The sequence below is a fragment of the Streptomyces sp. NPDC094143 genome, assembly GCF_040303825.1.
In the GTDB taxonomy this organism is placed as follows: Bacteria; Actinomycetota; Actinomycetes; order Streptomycetales; family Streptomycetaceae; genus Streptomyces.
The window spans coordinates 80,356-97,307 of record NZ_JBEOTZ010000002.1; the positions used below are offsets into that span (position 1 = coordinate 80,356).

The 16,952-nt window shown below is 68.2% G+C and carries 15 protein-coding genes; 3 read left to right on the top strand and 12 right to left on the bottom strand.

Annotated features, from left to right (window positions below):
• Positions 1-25: 25 nt before the first annotated feature.
• Entirely contained in the window at positions 26-748 is a 723-nt protein-coding gene (locus ABTZ58_RS02820; RefSeq protein WP_351349727.1) for a GAF and ANTAR domain-containing protein, read from the bottom strand.
• A 207-nt stretch (positions 749-955) separates the two neighbouring features.
• Here ABTZ58_RS02820 and ABTZ58_RS02825 point away from each other — a divergent pair, with 207 nt between their 5' ends.
• Complete coding sequence (locus ABTZ58_RS02825) at positions 956-1,318, top strand: STAS domain-containing protein (protein WP_502995998.1); 363 nt, start codon at positions 956-958, stop codon at positions 1,316-1,318.
• Positions 1,319-1,328: 10 nt separating this feature from the next.
• Positions 1,329-1,799: a PPOX class F420-dependent oxidoreductase gene (locus ABTZ58_RS02830; RefSeq protein ID WP_351349729.1), complete on the top strand. Its 471-nt coding sequence runs from the start codon at positions 1,329-1,331 to the stop codon at positions 1,797-1,799.
• A 1-nt stretch (position 1,800) separates the two neighbouring features.
• On the opposite strand, the gene ABTZ58_RS02835 is transcribed toward ABTZ58_RS02830, so the two are convergent.
• From ABTZ58_RS02835 to ABTZ58_RS02870, 8 genes are all read right to left on the bottom strand, one after another.
• Positions 1,801-2,559, bottom strand: a complete 759-nt coding sequence (locus tag ABTZ58_RS02835) for a TetR/AcrR family transcriptional regulator (protein ID WP_351349731.1) — start codon at positions 2,557-2,559, stop codon at positions 1,801-1,803.
• 326 nt (positions 2,560-2,885) lie between these two features.
• Positions 2,886-4,382: an MFS transporter gene (locus ABTZ58_RS02840; RefSeq protein WP_309097598.1), complete on the bottom strand. Its 1,497-nt coding sequence runs from the start codon at positions 4,380-4,382 to the stop codon at positions 2,886-2,888.
• Positions 4,383-4,478: 96 nt separating this feature from the next.
• Positions 4,479-6,605, bottom strand: a complete 2,127-nt coding sequence (locus ABTZ58_RS02845; protein ID WP_351349733.1) for a glycosyltransferase family 39 protein — start codon at positions 6,603-6,605, stop codon at positions 4,479-4,481.
• Complete coding sequence (locus ABTZ58_RS02850; protein ID WP_351349735.1) at positions 6,602-7,999, bottom strand: bifunctional glycosyltransferase family 2/GtrA family protein; 1,398 nt, start codon at positions 7,997-7,999, stop codon at positions 6,602-6,604. The genes ABTZ58_RS02845 and ABTZ58_RS02850 overlap by 4 nt, the downstream gene beginning before the upstream one ends.
• 14 nt (positions 8,000-8,013) lie before the next feature.
• The gene (locus tag ABTZ58_RS02855; RefSeq protein ID WP_351349737.1) at positions 8,014-9,594 is read right to left on the bottom strand and encodes a sensor histidine kinase; all 1,581 of its coding nucleotides are present in this window, start codon (positions 9,592-9,594) and stop codon (positions 8,014-8,016) included.
• The gene (locus tag ABTZ58_RS02860; RefSeq protein WP_351349739.1) at positions 9,591-10,331 is read right to left on the bottom strand and encodes a response regulator transcription factor; all 741 of its coding nucleotides are present in this window, start codon (positions 10,329-10,331) and stop codon (positions 9,591-9,593) included. The genes ABTZ58_RS02855 and ABTZ58_RS02860 overlap by 4 nt, the downstream gene beginning before the upstream one ends.
• Before the next feature lie 161 nt (positions 10,332-10,492).
• Positions 10,493-11,365, bottom strand: coding sequence for a DUF2797 domain-containing protein (locus ABTZ58_RS02865; RefSeq protein ID WP_351349741.1), 873 nt, complete (start codon positions 11,363-11,365; stop codon positions 10,493-10,495).
• Positions 11,366-11,724: 359 nt separating this feature from the next.
• Positions 11,725-12,126: an HGxxPAAW family protein gene (locus ABTZ58_RS02870; RefSeq protein WP_351349743.1), complete on the bottom strand. Its 402-nt coding sequence runs from the start codon at positions 12,124-12,126 to the stop codon at positions 11,725-11,727.
• Between the two features lie 105 nt (positions 12,127-12,231).
• Between ABTZ58_RS02870 and ABTZ58_RS02875 the strand changes: the two genes are divergently transcribed.
• Positions 12,232-12,708 carry a MarR family winged helix-turn-helix transcriptional regulator gene (locus ABTZ58_RS02875; RefSeq protein WP_351349745.1) on the top strand — a complete coding sequence of 159 codons (477 nt, stop codon included), beginning with the start codon at positions 12,232-12,234 and terminating at the stop codon, positions 12,706-12,708.
• 285 nt (positions 12,709-12,993) lie between these two features.
• On the opposite strand, the gene ABTZ58_RS02880 is transcribed toward ABTZ58_RS02875, so the two are convergent.
• From ABTZ58_RS02880 to ABTZ58_RS02890, 3 genes are all read right to left on the bottom strand, one after another.
• Entirely contained in the window at positions 12,994-13,794 is an 801-nt protein-coding gene (locus ABTZ58_RS02880; protein WP_351349747.1) for a hypothetical protein, read from the bottom strand.
• A gap of 102 nt (positions 13,795-13,896) precedes the next feature.
• A complete protein-coding gene (locus ABTZ58_RS02885) occupies positions 13,897-15,537 on the bottom strand; it encodes an ATP-binding protein (protein ID WP_053913076.1) in 1,641 nt (546 codons plus the stop codon).
• An 18-nt stretch (positions 15,538-15,555) separates the two neighbouring features.
• Positions 15,556-16,683 carry a hypothetical protein gene (locus ABTZ58_RS02890; protein WP_351349749.1) on the bottom strand — a complete coding sequence of 376 codons (1,128 nt, stop codon included), beginning with the start codon at positions 16,681-16,683 and terminating at the stop codon, positions 15,556-15,558.
• Positions 16,684-16,952 lie beyond the last annotated feature (269 nt).

The window sequence follows — 16,952 nt, forward strand, 5'->3', positions numbered from 1 at the left end:
ACGCCTTCGAGGTCTTACCCGCCTCTCAGGCCGTGTTGTGGGTGCCGACGATCCGGCGGGCCAGGTCGCGCAGTTTGACGTTCTCCCGCTGGGAGGCCCGCACCAGGCTCTCGAAGGCCGCAGCCGCGTCGATGCCCTGACGCTCCATGAGGATGCCGGTGGCCTGGCCGATCAGGTCCCGGGTGTGCATGGCCTCCGTGAGCTGCTCGCGCACGGTCGCGGAGTCCAGGGCGATGCTGACGTGCGCGGTGAACAGCCGGCCGATGCGCGTGGCGTCCTCGTCGAAGACGCCGGGCTTGCGCGCGTAGGCCGTGAGCACGGTCAGCCGGCGCTTGTCGGCGCGCAGCCGCAGCGACAGCGCCGAGCGCAACCCCAGGGCCGACAGCACGTCCCAGCCGTCGTCCGCCTCGCTGTCCGTTATCCGCGCCACGGGGCTGTGCCACAGCTGGTCCCAGTGCCCGTGCTGTTCGCGGCCGGTGTGCCGGGACTCGGCGGAGCGGACGACCTCGTCGGTCCAGGCGAGCGTGCGGAGCTTGGCACCGCGTTCGATCACGGAGATGCCGGCGTGCTCGGCTCCCGGCATGAGGTGGACGGCCAGCCGGACCGCCGTGCGCAGCGTGCTGTGCGGAGTGCAGGTCTCGTGCAGTTGCTGAGAAGCCACCGTGAGTGCCTCGGCCAGCTCGAAGCCGACCGGAAAACGGGGCAAATCAGGAAACTCGGACGCAGCCACCACGAACCTCTTCGGCATGCACGGCCATGGCCGTGCGCAGGAGAGCTCCGCAGCACATTCCCGACTGCGAGCACAGGACGGACAGCACTCTAACTGTTCGGTTGCCTCGAAGTGACGCCCGGCCGACGGCCGGGCCAGGGCGCTTCCGTGGCGGCCCCCCGGCGTGATGGAATGGCGGGCGGGTCAGGAAGCGGCCTTACCGGAAACCGGACGAACGTCTGCCAGGTGAGTGCCGTGACCTTCTTCACGAATCCCACAGAACCACGCGATTTCCCCGGTCGCGTCCACCTCACGATGCCCGCCGAGATCGACTACTGCAACGCGTCGGAGCTGCTCCCGCTCGTCATGTCCGCGGCCCGTGCCCGCGGCGACCGGCTGGAGGTCCTCGTCCTGGACCTCACCTCGACCTCCTTCATGGACTCCCAGGGCATCCGCCTCATCAACGACATACGCCAGGGCCTGCGCCCCGGCGCCCGGGTCCGGCTGGTGGCCCGGCCGGACGGGGTCGCCGGGCGCGTCCTGGAGCTGACCGGCCTGCGCCGGGACGTCCCCGTGTACGACAACCTCCCCGAGGCGCTGGCGTCGTAGGCTGCCGGGCATGGCTCCGAACATCGCGACGAACACCCGCGTCTCCCTGGACGAGTTGCTCGACTTCGTGCGGCCCCGGCACCACGCGATCCTGCTGACCCGCCGGTCCGACGGCGGCCCCCAGGGCTCGCCGCTGACCTGCGGCGTGGACGACTCCGGCCGGATCGTGGTCTCCACGTACCCGGAGCGCGCCAAGACCCGCAACGCCAGGCGGGATCCGCGGGTCAGCCTGATCGTCCTGAGCGACGACTGGAACGGCCCGTGGGTCCAGATCGACGGCACGGCGGAGGTCGTCGACGCGCCCGACTCCGTCGAGCCGCTCGTGGAGTACTACCGGAACATCGCCGGGGAGCACCCCGACTGGGACGAGTACCGCGCGGCCATGGTCAAGCAGGGCAAGTCGATCATCCGGATCACGCCGGAGCGGTGGGGCCCGGTGGCGACGGGCGGGTTCCCGGCGCGGCTGGTCGAAGAGGAGTAGGTCAGCCGCGCGCGACCATCGCCTCGATGCCCGCGATCAGCAGCTCCAGGGCGAACTCGAAGTCGCGCTCCAGCATCTCGGCGACCGTGTCGCCGCCGCGTGCCGCCATGATCTCCTGCGACTCCTTGATGACGTCGGCGGCCTGCGGGGCGGCCGAGACCGTGCTGAGGGCCTCCTGGAAGTACTCGTCCACGGTCATGCCGCCGGCCGCCGCCCGGGTCGCCAGGTGGCCCTCCAGCGTGCCGTAGCCGTAGACGAACTGGAAGACGGCCGAGATCGTGCTCGTCAGGCGCCGCGCGGGCATGCCCGTGCCGCGGACGACGCGCTGGACCACCCGGGAGAACGCCAGGTTGTTGGGGCCGATGTTGAGGAAGACACCGACCAGCGCGGACACCCAGGGGTGCCGCACCAGCAGCGTCCGGTACTCCCGCGCCAGCGCCCGCACCTGCTCGCGCCAGTCCTCGCCGGAGTCCGGGTCGGGCAGCCGCATCTCGCCCATGGCCGCGTCCAGGGCGAGTTCGAGCAGGTCGTCCTTGGTGTCGACGTACCAGTAGACGGACATCGCGGTGACGTTCAGCTCACCGGCCAGCCGCCGCATCGAGAACTTGGCCAGTCCCTCGGCGTCCAGCAGCCGGACGGTCACCTCGATGATCCGGTCCCGGTCCAGGCCCGAGGGCTGTCCGCCCCCGCGCCGCCGGTGCGCCCCGCTCTCCAGCCAGACGCTGGTTCGCGGCTGATCCCGCCGGGCCGCTCTCGCCATGGCGCACCTTCCTCGATCTTCGAAACGCCGCTCATGCTAGACGCGCCGCTGCGCCCGGGGCGCGGGGCCGCGTCCGGTGTGCGGCCGGCCGGGCGGGCGCGAGCGGCCACGACGGACCCGCACCCGCCCGGCCGCGACCGGCGCCGGGCTCTCAGGGCCCGTCTGACCATTCCCGTCTGCTGCGCGACGCCGTGCACGCACTCGCGCCGCACCGGCCCCCGATCCGGGTACATCCAGTACGCGGGCCAGGGGCCGGCGCACCGGGAGCACGCACCTGACGCCGCGCAGCCGCCCTCCGGGCGACGACGGGAGCTGCCGGACAGGCCCTAGGCGGACTCTGCCCGCTCGGCCCGCCGGAGCAACGCCGCCGCGACCAGTCCGCCCGCCAGCACGGCGACCGCCCCGACCAGCTGGCTCGTCTCCAGACCGGAGGCGAACGCGTCGGAGATGCGCGCCTTCTCCTCGGCGGAGTCCGCCGCCGCCAGCGCCGCGGGCAGCGAGGCCGCCGAGACGGCGACCAGCGAGGCGAACCGGGAGTTGAGCACGGCCCCGAGGACGGCGACCCCCAGTCCGTTGCCGAACTCCGCGAGCGTGCCGTTGATGCCCGCTCCCACGCCCGCCTTCTCCGGCGGGATCGCCCCCATGATCGCGTTGGCCATCGCCGGCATGGACAGGGCCACGCCCGCGCCCATGACGACCAGGCCGAGCAGCATGCCCCCGTACCCGTGCCCGCCGAGCAGCGCGATCGCCGCGAGCCCCGCCGACACCAGGGTCATGCCGAGCGCGATCGCCCCGGGTGTCCCGATCTTCAGCACGAGCTTCGCCCCGACCCCCGTGAAGTTGAGGGCTACCACGGTCAGCGCCAGCGGCGCGGTCCGCAGCCCCGCGTCCAGCGGCTCGTAGCCGAGCACGAACTGCAGGTGCTGGGTGAGCAGGAACAGCGACCCCGTCATGCCGAACGCCACGAGGATCGCGCCCGCGACCGCGCCCACGAACTTCTGGTTGCGGAAGAAGTGCATGTCGAGCATGGGCTGCTCGGTGCGCAGCTCCCACAGCACGAACACGCCGAGCACGAGCACGCCGGTGAGCGCGGAGACCAGCACCCGCCCGGAGGCCCAGCCGTGCTCGGGGCCGGTGATGATGGCGTACACCACGGCCGTCATGCCGACGGTCGACAGCACCGCGCCGAGCACGTCGGGCCGGTCACCGGCCTTGTGCTTCGACTCGGGCACCAGCGCGGCCACCGCCACCAGGCCGAGCACCGCGACCGGGATGTTGATGAGGAAGATGGCGCCCCACCAGAAGTGGTTCAGCATCACACCGCCGATCAGCGGCCCGGCCGCGAAGCCGAGCGAACTGACCGTCGACCACAGCGCGATGGCCTTCACCCGCTCCTGGTCGTCGAAGATCTGCACGACGACCGCGAGGGTCGTGGTCATCAGCAGCGCGCCGCCGACGCCCATGCCCGCGCGGGCCGCGATCAGCTGGGCCGGGCTCTGGGACAGGCCGGCCGCCAGCGAGCCGACACCGAAGATCGCCAGGCCCGACATCAGCATCAGCTTGCGGCCGTAGCGGTCGGCGGAGTTGCCCGCGGTGAGCAGCAGCCCGGACTGGACCAGCGAGTAGGCGTTCATCATCCACTGGACGTCCGCGGTCGAGGCGTCCATCTCGCGGGTGAGTGAGGGGATCGCCACGTTCAGGATCGTGTTGTCGAGCAGCACGGTGAGCTGCGCGAGGCAGATGACACCGAGGATCAGCCAGCGTTGGGGGTGGCCGGCGTGCGCCGTCCGCGGCGCGGTCGTTTCCTGGGAGGACGTCGTCATGTTCTACACCGTAGAACAGCTCCCATACGCTGTACAACGAATAAGCGGGCGGGGGTGGCGGCGCTCGGCCACCACCCCCGCCCGCCGGGAGTGGCGTCAGCCGCTCGCCTTCCGCGCGAGGTCGTAGAACGTGGCCGAACCGGCCGTGACCTTCTCGAAGTTGGCCTCGACCCAGGAGGTGATCTGCGCGGACGTGCCGTCGCCGCTGCGGCCCATGCCGCCACCCGTGCCGGAGGCGATGAAGTAGTGGATCCGTCCGTCCGCCACGTACTGCTGGAACCGGGCCAGTGTCGGGGACGGGTCGGAGCCGTTGAAGCCGCCTATGGCCATCACCGGCTCCCCGGTCGACAGCTGGTAACTCGCCGCGTTCTGGGCTCCGATGGCCGCTGCCGCCCAGGTGTACCGGTCGGCGTCGGTCTCCAGCAGTTTCCTCGCCTCGGTGCCGACGCTCGCGCCGTTGAGCAGGCCGCCCATGCCGCCCCTGCCGCCGCCGTCGCCGTTCTGCTGGTTCTGGTTCTGGTTCTGGTTCTGGCCGGGGATGCCACCGCCGGGGAAGCCCTGGCCGTCCTGCTGGTTCCCGCCCTGCTGGTTCTGGCCCCTGCCCGGGAAGCCGCCGCCGGGGCCTTGGCCGCCGGGAGCTCCACCGCCGCCCGGGCCGCCCCTGCCGCCCGCCACCGACGGGCCCGCCGTCACGATCGAGCCGGTGTGGCCCTCGTTCAGCGTGGTCAGCGTGTACGCCGCCGGTCCGGCCAGCGCGGCGACGAGGCCCAGCCCGGCCGCGCCCAGGGCGAGCCGGCGCCCGAGCCGCCCGGCGAAGAGCAGGCCGAGGGCCGCCGTGAGACCGCCGGCCAGGACCAGCCACCTCAGCCAGGGCAGGTAGTCGGAGGAGCGGTCGAGCAGGACGTGACCCCAGGCCGCGGTCGCCGTCGTCGCGGCCGCCAGGGTCAGGGACGCCCACGCCCTGGTGCGCCTCTCCCACAGCAGCGCGGCGCCCATGCCGGTGAGCGGGGCGATGTAGGGGGCGAGGGCCACCGTGTAGTACTCGTGGAAGATGCCCTGCATGTAGCTGAAGACCAGCATGGTGGTGAGCAGCGCGCCGCCCCAGACGAGGAACGCACCGCGCGTCACCGACGTGCGCCCGGCCTTGCGGGTGGCCACGAGACCGGCGACGAGCAGGATCAGCGCGGCCGGGATCAGCCAGGAGATCTGGCCGCCGACGGCGGAGCCGAACAGCCGGTCCCAGCCGGTCTCGCCCCAGGAGCCGCCACCGCCCCCGCCGCCCCCTCCGACGCTGCCGGTCTCCTCGCCGTTGAGGCGGCCCAGCCCGTTGTAGCCGAAGGTCAGCTCCAGGAAGCTGTTGTTCTGCGAGCCGCCGATGTAGGGGCGGGAGGAGGCGGGCCAGAGTTCGACGATCGCGACCCACCAGCCGCCGGAGACGACGATCGCGGCCAGGGCGGCGGCGAGCTGCCCGATCCGCCTGCGCAGCGTGACCGGGGCGCAGACGCCGTAGACCAGGGCCAGCGGCGGGAGGATCAGGAAGGCCTGGAGGGTCTTGGCGAGGAACGCGAAGCCGATCGCGGCACCGGCCCACAGCAGCCACTTGGTGCGGCCGTCCTCCAGGGCGCGGACCACGAGGTGGCAGGCCAGGGCCATCAGCAGGGCCAGCAGCGCGTCCGGGTTGTTGAAGCGGAACATCAGCGCCGCGACGGGGGTGAGCGCGAGCACCGCGCCCGCGATCAGGCCGGCCGCGGGGCCGGACCGGCGCCGCACGGCGGCGTACACGACGGCGACCGTGCCGACGCCCATGAGGACCTCGGGCAGGAGGATCGGCCAGGAGCCGAGTCCGAACAGCCGCACCGACAGGGCCATCGGCCACAGCGCGGCCGGGGGCTTGTCGACGGTGATGGCGTTCGCCGCGTCCAGCGAGCCGAAGAAGAACGCCTTCCAGGACTGGCTGCCCGCCTGCACCGCCGCCGAGTAGAAGGAGTTGGCGTAGCCGGAGGCGCTCAGGTTCCACAGGTAGAGCGCGGTGGTGACCAGCAGCAGGGCGAGGAAGGCCGGGCGGGCCCAGCGGGGGTCCTCGGGGCGGCCGCGCCACAGCCGCCGCGGCAGGGGCCGCACGGGGTCACCGGCCCCGGGGCCGGGCGAGGGTGCGGGCGGTCCCGGCCGGGTCCCGGGACGCGTTGCTGCGGCGTCGGGCCGCTGGTCGTGGTGGACGGTCATCGCAGGTCCCTCGCATCGGTGTCGTGCGGGCGCACCGGCATCAGCTGCACGGTCGCGTCCCGCCAGGAGTCCGCGACCTCACCGGCGCGGAACGCAGTGGTGTCGTACGGGCCCGCCGGGGCGTCGCACCCGCGGGCCACGCGGGAGTCGTCCTCGCGCCGGTCGGGGAAGACCCACGCCCGGAAGAGCAGGAAGCGCAACACGGTCGCCGCGAGGTTGGCGGCGACGAGGACCGCCAGTTCGGTGGAGTGGGCGGGCTCGGAGGTGGCCGCGCCCAGCGCGGCGAGCGAGCCGCTGGTCAGGGCGAGACCGATACCGAAGACGACCAGTCCCTGCGCCTGGTGCCGCACGGCCCCGCCACGCCCGCGCACCCCGAAGGTGAGCCGCCGGTTGGCCGCGGTGTTGGCGACCGCCGAGACCAGCAGCGCGAGCGCGTTGGCCACCTGCGAGCCGGTGAAGGCCCGGAAGCCGGTGTAGAGGAGCAGGTAGAAGAGGGTGGACAGGGCGCCGACCACGCAGAACCCGACGAGCTGGCGGGCCAGCCCCTTCGGCACGTCCTCGATCTCACGGTCGCGCGGGTCGTCCCCGAACGGCCGGGTGAGCCGGTCCAGCGGCAGCGACCCGGTGGCCAGGGCCCTGCCCACCCGCCACACGCCCTTGAGGTCGTCGGTCGCGGTCCTGACGATGTGCACGGTCGAGTCGGGGTCGTCGACCCAGTCGACCGGCACCTCGTGGATGCGCAGCCCGGCCCGCTCGGCCAGCACCAGCATCTCGGTGTCGAAGAACCAGCCGGTGTCCTCGACCAGGGGCAGCAGCACCCGCGCCACCTCGCGGCGGATGGCCTTGAACCCGCACTGGGCGTCGGAGAAGCGGGCCTGCAGGGAGCCGCGCAGGATGAGGTTGTAGGCCCGGCTGATGAACTCCCGCTTGGGGCCGCGCACCACGCGGGAACTGCGTGTCAGCCGGGAGCCGATCGCGAGGTCCGAGTGGCCGGAGATCAGCGGCGCCACCAGCGGGAGCAGGGCGTTGAGGTCGGTGGACAGGTCCACGTCCATGTACGCGAGGACCGGCGCGTCCGAGGCCGACCAGACGGTGCGCAGGGCCCGGCCGCGGCCCTTCTGCTCCAGCCGGTGGACGGTCACCTCGGAGATCTCCGCCGCCAGTCGGCGGGCCACCCGCAAGGTGGTGTCCGTGGAGGCGTTGTCCGCGATCGTGATGCGGAACGCGTACGGGAACGTGCGGGCGAGGTGCTCGTGCAGGCGGCGCACGCAGGGCTGGAGGTCCTTCTCCTCGTTGTAGACGGGGATCACTACGTCCAGCACAGGCGTACCGGCTGGTGCGGCCGGGAGGTGCTCCCGCGCCGGCAGGGTGCCGGGAGAAGAGTCGGTTCGCATGGAACCGACTGTCGTCAGGCGCCCTGTTGTGCCGATGTGGTGAGGCTGTGGCGTGCCTGTGAGTGCTGCTGCCGGCTGGTCTCCGGTCGCGGCAGCGCCGGCAGGCGCATGGTGAAGACGGTCCGCCCGGGCACGCTGTCGACGGTCACGGCACCGCCGTGCGCGGTCGCCACGGCCTGCACGATGGCGAGGCCGAGACCGGTCGAGCCGGTGGCGCGGGAGCGTGCGGAGTCGCCGCGAGCGAACCGCTCGAAGACGTGCGGCAGCAGCTCGCCCGGGATGCCCTGCCCGTTGTCCGCCACGTCCACGCACAGCCAGGGCCCGCGCCGCTGGACGCGGGCGGTGACGGTGGTGCCGGGCGGGGTGTGGGTGCGGGCGTTGCCGAGCAGGTTGACCAGGACCTGCTGGAGCCGGGCCGCGTCCGCGGCCACGAGCGCGGGCTCGTCGGGCAGGTCGAGCCGCCAGATGTGGTCCTGGCCGGCCGCGCGGGCGTCGCTGACGGTGTCGACGACCAGCGGGACGAGGTCGGTCCGCTCGAACCGCAGCGGCCGTCCCGCGTCCAGCCGGGCGAGCAGCAGCAGGTCCTCGACGAGCAGGGTCATGCGCCCGGCCTCGGACTCGATCCGGCCGAGGGCGTGCCGGGTGTCGGGGCCGACCTGTTCGCGGCCGCGCCGGGTGAGTTCGGCGTACCCGCGGATGGAGGCCAGGGGGGTGCGCAGCTCGTGACTGGCGTCGGCGACGAACTGCCGCACGCGCGTCTCGCTCCGCTGCCGCGCCTGCAGCGCCCCGTGGACGTGGTCGAGCATCCGGTTGAGCGCGGCGCCGACCTGTCCGACCTCGGTGTGGGGGTCGGTCTCGGAGTCGGGGACGCGCTCGCTGAGGTTGACCTCGCCGGTGTGCAGGGGGAGTTCGGAGACGCGGGTGGCGGTGGCGGCGACCCGGCGCAGGGGGCGGGTGGCGACGCCGACGAGCACGGAACCGGCCAGTCCGGCGGCGGCAAGACCGGCTGCCGTGACACTGATCTCGACCAGGATGAGGGTGTTGATGGTTCCGGTGACGTCCGTGGTGGGGACGGCGACGTAGTAGCTGCCCTTGTCACCGGCCTTGTACTCGACGCGGTACTCGCCGAGACCCGGGAGGTCGACGGTCTCTATCCTCCCGTTGACCTGCGCGACGGTGGCGAGCGCGGCGGTCTGGGCGGCGGTGAGCGACTTCGCGGTCAGCTGGAAGGCGTCCTCGGACTTCTCGCCGCGTGCGGAGTCCGCGATCCTCCCGTCGCGAATCTCGGCGGCGACCGTGCCGCTCGGCTGCGGTCCCCTGGTGACGAACTCGGTGAGGCTGATCCGCTTCGGCTGTGCGGGACCGTCGTCCCGGCCGGGATCCTTCGGGGGGCTCAGCGCGGCCCGGGCCGCCACCTCGTTGAGCTGCCCGTCCAACTGCTCGTACAGGTGCGACCGCAGGGCGAGGGTCGTCACGGTCCCGATCACCGCGCACACCACGGCGATCAGCGTCACGGACGCGACGACGAGCCGGGTGCGCAGCGTGCGCGGCTTGCCGGCCCGCCGCCGTGGACGCGGCCGTCGCCGTCCGCTCATGACGCCGCGGGTTTGATCAGGTAACCGGCACCGCGCCGCGTGTGGATCATCGGCTCCCGCCCGGCGTCGATCTTCCGCCGCAGGTAGGAGATGTAGAGCTCGACGACGTTGGCCTGGCCCCCGAAGTCGTAACTCCACACCCGGTCGAGGATCTGCGCCTTGCTGAGCACCCGCCGCGGGTTGCGCATGAGGAACCGCAGCAGTTCGAACTCGGTCGCGGTCAGGTGGATGTTCTCCCCGGCCCGGGTGACCTCGTGGCTGTCCTCGTCGAGGGTGAGGTCGCCGACGACCAGCGTGGAGTCGGACCGGCGGTCGGCGGCGCCGGAGCGGCGGATCAGCCCGCGCAGCCGGGCGACGACCTCCTCCAGGCTGAACGGCTTGGTGACGTAGTCGTCCCCGCCGGCGGTGAGCCCGGCGATCCGGTCCTCGACGGCGTCCTTGGCGGTCAGGAACAGCACGGGCACGTCCGGCAGGTCGCGGCGCAGCCGCCCCAGCACGGTCAGCCCGTCCATGTCCGGCAGCATCATGTCGAGGACGACGGCGTCGGGCCGGAAGTCGCGCGCGGCCTGGATCGCGCCCGTGCCGTCCCCGGCACTCCGGATCTGCCATCCCTCGTAGCGCAGGGCCATGGACAGCAGCTCGGTGATCGACATCTCGTCGTCCACCACCAGCACGCGGACGGGGCTCCCGTCCGGCCTCAGCAGTTCGGTGCGCCCCCGGGGCGAGGTCGTGGTCATGTGAACACGATGTCGACGCCCTCTGAGAGCGCCCTTTCCCACACCTGTGATTTGTCTGAGAAACCCACAGGCGCCTCTCAGGGAACGCCTGGGAACGCCTGGGAAGACCGACCTCCGCGATCACCGCGGCCGGCCCGGCCCGCAGTGGCGGCCCGCACGGCTCAGAACAGCCCGTCCTGCACGCCCGCCGCGTCCCTGAACTCCCGTACGGGCATCGTCAGTCCGCCGCCCGGGGCGGGCACCAGCTCCCAGCCGGTCATCAGGCGCGTGTCGAGCACGACGACACCGTCCCCGGTCGACAGGTGGAGATCGGGCCCGGCGGCGGCGACCAGCTCCCCGCCGACCACACCCCCTGCGACGAGCTCGCTCACCTCCCCGACGGCGGCGGGGACGCCCGCGAGCCCGAACACACCGACGTGATCGACGACGTCCAGCGGCTTGCGCTCCAGCGACTCAGGCCAGCCGGCGAGCGCGAAGGCCCGCGCGTGCAGCGCGGTGACCTCACCGGCCCGGTCGGCCGCCGCCTCCGGCAGTGCGGCGCGCACCGCCCGCTTCTGCGCGTAGGGGATCCGGTCGGGCACCCGCAGCGCGGCCCGCAGCAGCTCCTCCGTACGCCGCGCGGCCATGAGCGGCCCGGCACCGAGCCAGCTGAAGCAGACGGCTCCCTGTTCCAGGAGCCGGGCCGGGCCCCGCTCCACGGCCGTGATCCCGACCTTGAGCATGCCGGGCCCGAACCACGCCAGGTACACGTGGTACGGCCGCGGGTCGTCGGTGAGGGTGTCCGCCGCCACGGAGTGCGCCCGGTCCAGCCGCGCGCACTGTTCACATCGCGCCCCCGTACTCCGCGCCGGTACGACCGCCCCGACGGGGCAGGCGTGCCCCCGGGCTCCCGCGCAGGTCCGCGCGCCGCCCTCCGGGACCCCGAAGGCCACGCGTCTCCCCCGGGCCAGCGCACTCCGCCGGCCCCCGTCCCACACCAACTCGGGCCCCTCCACGGACCACCGCAGCCCCGAGCACTTCCATGCGTGTGCCATCGCTGACGAGAGTAGAGGGGACCACTGACAGCGGAGGTCCGGACGGGTGAGGCGCCGCGCTGCAAGGGCCGGACGGGGGCGCCGCGCCCCGGGCGGCGCCCGCTCGGTCCACCGGGCCCCGGGGTGGCGGGCCCCGGTCCACCCGGCCGCGGTCCACCCGGCCGCGGTCCACCCGGCCCCGGTCCACCCGGCCCCGGTCCGTCCGGCTCCGGGGCGGTGGGCGCCGGGGCAGCGGGCCCGGGGGCGTCGGGCCCCGGGGCGTCGGGCCCCGGGGCAGCGTCCCGGCAAACCTGACGGTGAGCCGCGCCGCGCCGGGCGGGCCGCCTCACCAGGCGGCCCGTGTCAGCGAGCGGCCCGTGTCAGCGGGCGGAGTCCGCTCGCAGTGCCGTCGCCGGCTGCCGCTCGCCCTCTCGCTGGGCCGGCATGGAGAGTTGGGGCGTGCCGGCGGTCCGTCCGCCGCTCCTGCCACGGCCGGCCAGCCGGCACCCGAGGCAGTCCGGGTGACCCCCCGGCGCCGCCGAATCCCGCACCCGCCAGTCCCACTCCGACCGGGGCCGCGCCCCGGGCCCCTTGCCCCACCCGGAGAGATGGAGCGCCCAGGTGACGAGCAGGCTCACCACACCGATGCCGAGGCCTCCGGCGATCAGCAGGCCCGAGACCGTGCAGACCCCCGCTCCCACGACGCCGGCGCCGACGGTCGCGATACCGAAACCGACCCAGCCCGCGACGGTGTGCCCGTGGTCATACTGATGTGCGCTCACGTGCTTCCCCTCAGCCACGGGGTCCACGGGAACACCCCGAACCCGAACCCCTCACTTACTAAGACTTTTATGACCCAAACATCTCACGAACTAAGGGAAATGGGAATGCAAGCCAAGCCGCGCCCGGCCGCCACGCCGGAGCAGGCGCTGTCGGCGATGGACCACCTCATCGCGACTCACCTGGTCGGACAGCACGAGATCGCCCAGCAGGTGGGGCTGAGCGTGACCGACCTCACATGTTTCGCCTATGTCATCCAGGCCGGGGACAACCTCCCCACCGCCGGGGACCTGGCGGCCCGCGTCCACGTCACCACGGGCGCGGTCACCGGCATCCTCAACCGTCTGGAGCGCGCCGGCTACATCACCCGCCGCCCCGACCCGCACGACCGCCGCCGGATCCGCGTGGCGGCCCTGCCCGACGCGGTCGCCCGCGTCCGCGAGGTCTACGAGCCGTACTACGCCCGCCTCATGGAACTCTTCGCGGACTACTCCCCGGCCGAGATCGCGGTCCTCACCGACTGGTTCAACCGCGCGAGCACCCTGGCGGCGGACTACCTGGAGGAACACCGCAGCACCGATTGAGAAAGCCAGAGGCCCTGTGGATCTCTCCACAGGGCCTCTGGTGTGCTGTGCACTCGGCAGGATTCGAACCTGCAACCTTCTGATCCGTAGGATCGGGCAGGGGGCCGTACCCGATGGTGACAGCCTCTGATCTCGATCGCCCAGGTTAGCGAGCATGGGCGACTGTGTGCCGTCGTTGCCGTCAGTACTGCCGTCAATTCCCAACGGCGCCCCACCATCGCAGGGTCTGCCCTCACGTTGCTGGCCCAGCACTCAGCACGTTCTGCCTGCCGGTCGGCTGGAAATCTACTCAGGACCGTCTCCAGCCTCATTGGAAAGGCTGGTGAGCACCCTGGTTAGCTCTTCGTAGTCTTCCCTATACGAGTCAACCATGACCATAACCGGCCGCTTAACCAGCCCGTATTCACCTATGTAGTTCTTTCCGTCTCGTTCCTTACTCCACATCATCTTGGCGATGGGCTTAAGGATGTCCCTAGCGACCTCCTCCTTCCCAGCACCCATCGCCGAGTTGACGCAGTATCGGAATCCCCCAATCGCAAGGTCGACAACTGAACTCATATGCGAGGCACCGTCGCATGTCATTGAGTAGTGGATCACACGTTCCAGAGGAGCCTTTCTGCCCTGAACAGAAAGAGGAGTTTGAAATCGCTCGCGCATGTACCGATACCCAAACGCTTCATCCAATCGGTCAATACACAACGCACCGAATGAATTTTTCTCGGCCAAGTAATTGAAATTGAAGTGAGAAACGAGGGTGTTCAATGCGTATTCCATCCTCACCTCATTGCCACTTTTCGCGATGCCGTGATGAACGACGTACGCCAGCATTTCTACGCCGATCAGCTGCGCTGCTTCTAGGGCAGCCTTCTTGGCGGCACTCCAATCTTCAATGGACATCCCATCTGGCCGAGAAGCCGTCTGGAACTTGAATTGATCTGAATCCTTAAAATTAAACTCCCGCCGGATGCGCGAGATGGATTCGTGGACCTGCGCTATCTGATCAGCTGATGCAATCAAGCCGCCATATATAAAGAACGTACCCTGACTCGGTTGAGTGTTAGTCTCATCTGCGAACAACCAGTACATCAAATCTCCCAATCCGAGCGGTTCGCTCGTTGTCTTTCAGAGCAAGTGTCGAGAATCGAGTAGCCCCAGACCGAGCTACACTTCTTTGGCCTTCTCTGACTCTCAGCGCTCCCAATCCTTCACGATGGGGTCGAAGTGAACATCGCGCCACGGCCGTGCCCACTCTTTTAGATACATGACATCACTAGAGGAGGGGGGAGGATACGCATCCTCCAGCTTTACACGTGATGGCATGACGGCCGCATCTCCGATAAGCAGCGCCTCGCCAGCCGACAGCATAGGGAGAGACTCGGTGAGGGGCCCCAACGAATCAGGAATGAGACGCTTCACGTAATTCTGATCCTCTGGATTCGTGAGGCGCATCGCTAGAAAGTTGTTACACTGCGAGAAGATGGTCTCCGAAATCTCCGCCGGCCGCTGACTAACGATGGCGGCAGTGATTCCGTACTTTCGCCCCTCTTTGGCGATCCGCTCGATTGCGTTACGTGAAGAACTGTACTTAGACAACCCGCTCTTAGGCACATACTTATGCGCCTCCTCGTAGACTACGAGGAGCGGTGTTTCGCTCCGGCCCTCAATGCTGCCCTTCTTGAAGTAATAGGCGTAATCGAATAGCAGCCTAGAAACCAAGGAGACCGTCAAACTCAGCACTTCAAACGGCACGCCGCTAAGGTCAATCACAGTGACATTCGCTTGGGCGCCCTCAACATATCCAGTAAACTGCCTGAGAACTTGCTCCAGTCGAACCGACTTTGCCTTTTCGCCAAGAAGAAAGTCTAGACGTCGGTCGTTTCGACGGTTTTCGAGCCTTGTAATGAAGTTATCCAGCTTACCGAACAAGGGGCCCGCCTTGTCCGACTTCTTACTGGGCGTGGACGTGTCAATCCTCTCTGCATTCTTTGCCTTAATCGCGGCTAGTACATCGTCAATGTCGAAGAAGAGAGGGGAGTCGTAGTGGATCAGGTCACGCTGATCATCGGGACCTGCGAACTTGGACCGCTTCTCGTCGGTGATGCTCTTCTTGAGAATCGCAATCTGATTGTGAGATTGCTCTTCGTTGCTTTCGATGAAGAGATCTTGGAGCTCCTCTGAGCTCAGAAGCCAGTAAGGAAGCACCAGAGAGTCGACACCTAAATGGTTAGCCTTAGGGAAGGCTGTCCGGTACTCCGAGTGCAGATCAAACACGATCACGTGAGTGTTATTGAGCGAGTACTCCTTCGTTTCGCTATCATCACGCACCTCAGTCGCCTTCTGGATGATCCGAGCCATAGCGTGAGATTTCCCGGATCCTGTCGAGCCGACAACAGCAATGTGACGGCTGAAGAACTTATTCCCATCGACAGGGACATCGACATGCTCATCTTGCGCCAATTGAGCAAAATGGAATCGGTTCTTCTCGTCTACAGTATTGTAGATGCGCTGGACTTCATCCTTGAATGCGACTGATACCGTCTTGGGAGGAATGGCGATACCGCCACCACCTCGCTCGAAATGACCATCCCGGTCGATGATTCCGAGCGGTACTGCCTCGATCATGTAGACGCGTTCCAGATCCCCTTGCTTCGAGGGACGCAACTCGATCGAATAATTCTCGATGATGGCAATGATCGCGCTCTCGGTGTTGTCATATACCTTCAGGTATGAACCCACCTCAACCGGCTCGCCATCTGCCAACTCAGAAATGTTGTGAACGGCGATCCTGACACGGTTTGGATAGACGGCGACAACCTCAGCGCTGGACATCTCGCCACTCACCTTTCTTCACAGGACTTGCAGCAGGTCTTCGAAAGATCGGACGAACACGTGCGAGGCAGTAGAAGCTTTATGTGGTGTGCGCTCGATCTCAGTCACGTAAAAATCATGGAATTCTTTGATACGCACGCTATCCATCAAGAGCGCCAGGTGTTCTCCGTCGACCACCTTGAGCTTTAGATCACTCGTAGGTGGACTGATCAGCTCTTGCATCCGGAATAGGCCCCCGTGGTATCCGGTACCATCGTTGAAACGCGCACCAGCATCCCAGAGGGCTTTTTTGATTTCCAGCGAGTCGAAGTCACCCCTGAAGGTGACGTATGGCGGTGGGTGGCCTGGCTTAGAACAATACTTGTCCCGCAAGAGCAGAACCACTTCCGCCAGCACGTCGACATCCATGGTTGCGTCGCACTCAAACGAAACAATCCGCTCCGCAGCGATATTGACAGTCCTCAGGGTATAACGCTTCCTCACTGCCTTGAGGTACTTCTCGTATCCACACTGTTCTACGTAAGCGGACTCAAAGATTGCGGTTCGTGCGGATGAGATGGCCTGACGTAACGAGCGGAATGCCACTCGACGAGCGCCAATAGGATTTGAGAGGACCACGTCTCTTAGATATCCGTGAAGAATCGCGTGGTAATACGTAGCCTCAATCTCATCTCGCGCATTCAGCCGATTTTTGATCAGTTCAAGGACCTGCTTGAACTGGGCCTGATAGTTCTCACGGAAGGCAATCTTGCACGCGCTTAGAAACTTGCTGCATGTTGAGTAGTCATATTCATCAGAAAAGTCATCCAGGATTCTGTCGAGCTCGTCTTGCGTCAGCTCCCGCTCAAGTCCCGGTGGCTGATCTGCGAAGTGGCAATGCAGAATGAACTGCGAACTGTTGTCCTGCTGGAACTGGCGAAACATCAGCTGCACGGCAGAGGTAATAGCTGAGACTGAAAACTTCTCGGAGCGATGCTTGACTTGGATGTGATAGTTCTCGACAGAAAGATCTTGCTTTCCTTCGAGCTCGGCCGCAGAGCTCGGGTTCTCGAAGATCCTCACCAGGGAGGCATCGAACTGGTAAGCGAACCCCTTGATGGCGTGGTACCCGCCGTCTCTCTCTTTCTTCATGGCGGGATGCTTCACCGACTGGGCTCCATAGGGTACGAGGGTCGCTTCTGATGCCTAAAAGACCCAAGAGGCAGATGTGAACCGATAGTAGGTGTTGTTACGCCAGATGGGGGGCGGTTTCAGAGATGTTGGAGCGGTTGGGCTGCGCGCGCATCGCGACACCACGGGGGCCGGCTGCCGACACGTCGCTACTCCCTGAACTCGACGTCCTGGCACTCGGCCGCTTCCACTTGGAAGCACTGCCCTCACTGGACATCTCGTCAGTGTGACGTAAAAAGGGCCGA

Excerpts from the sequence above, each read along its gene's own strand:
- ABTZ58_RS02820 (WP_351349727.1), bottom strand. The coding sequence starts at position 748 with ATGCCGAAGAGGTTCGTGGTGGCTGCGTCCGAGTTTCCTGATTTGCCC.
- ABTZ58_RS02830 (WP_351349729.1), top strand. The coding sequence starts at position 1,329 with ATGGCTCCGAACATCGCGACGAACACCCGCGTCTCCCTGGACGAGTTG.
- ABTZ58_RS02835 (WP_351349731.1), bottom strand. The coding sequence starts at position 2,559 with ATGGCGAGAGCGGCCCGGCGGGATCAGCCGCGAACCAGCGTCTGGCTG.
- ABTZ58_RS02840 (WP_309097598.1), bottom strand. The coding sequence starts at position 4,382 with ATGACGACGTCCTCCCAGGAAACGACCGCGCCGCGGACGGCGCACGCC.
- ABTZ58_RS02845 (WP_351349733.1), bottom strand. The coding sequence starts at position 6,605 with ATGACCGTCCACCACGACCAGCGGCCCGACGCCGCAGCAACGCGTCCC.
- ABTZ58_RS02850 (WP_351349735.1), bottom strand. The coding sequence starts at position 7,999 with ATGCGAACCGACTCTTCTCCCGGCACCCTGCCGGCGCGGGAGCACCTC.
- ABTZ58_RS02855 (WP_351349737.1), bottom strand. The coding sequence starts at position 9,594 with ATGAGCGGACGGCGACGGCCGCGTCCACGGCGGCGGGCCGGCAAGCCG.
- ABTZ58_RS02860 (WP_351349739.1), bottom strand. The coding sequence starts at position 10,331 with ATGACCACGACCTCGCCCCGGGGGCGCACCGAACTGCTGAGGCCGGAC.
- ABTZ58_RS02865 (WP_351349741.1), bottom strand. The coding sequence starts at position 11,365 with ATGGCACACGCATGGAAGTGCTCGGGGCTGCGGTGGTCCGTGGAGGGG.
- ABTZ58_RS02875 (WP_351349745.1), top strand. The coding sequence starts at position 12,232 with ATGCAAGCCAAGCCGCGCCCGGCCGCCACGCCGGAGCAGGCGCTGTCG.
- ABTZ58_RS02880 (WP_351349747.1), bottom strand. The coding sequence starts at position 13,794 with ATGTACTGGTTGTTCGCAGATGAGACTAACACTCAACCGAGTCAGGGT.
- ABTZ58_RS02885 (WP_053913076.1), bottom strand. The coding sequence starts at position 15,537 with ATGTCCAGCGCTGAGGTTGTCGCCGTCTATCCAAACCGTGTCAGGATC.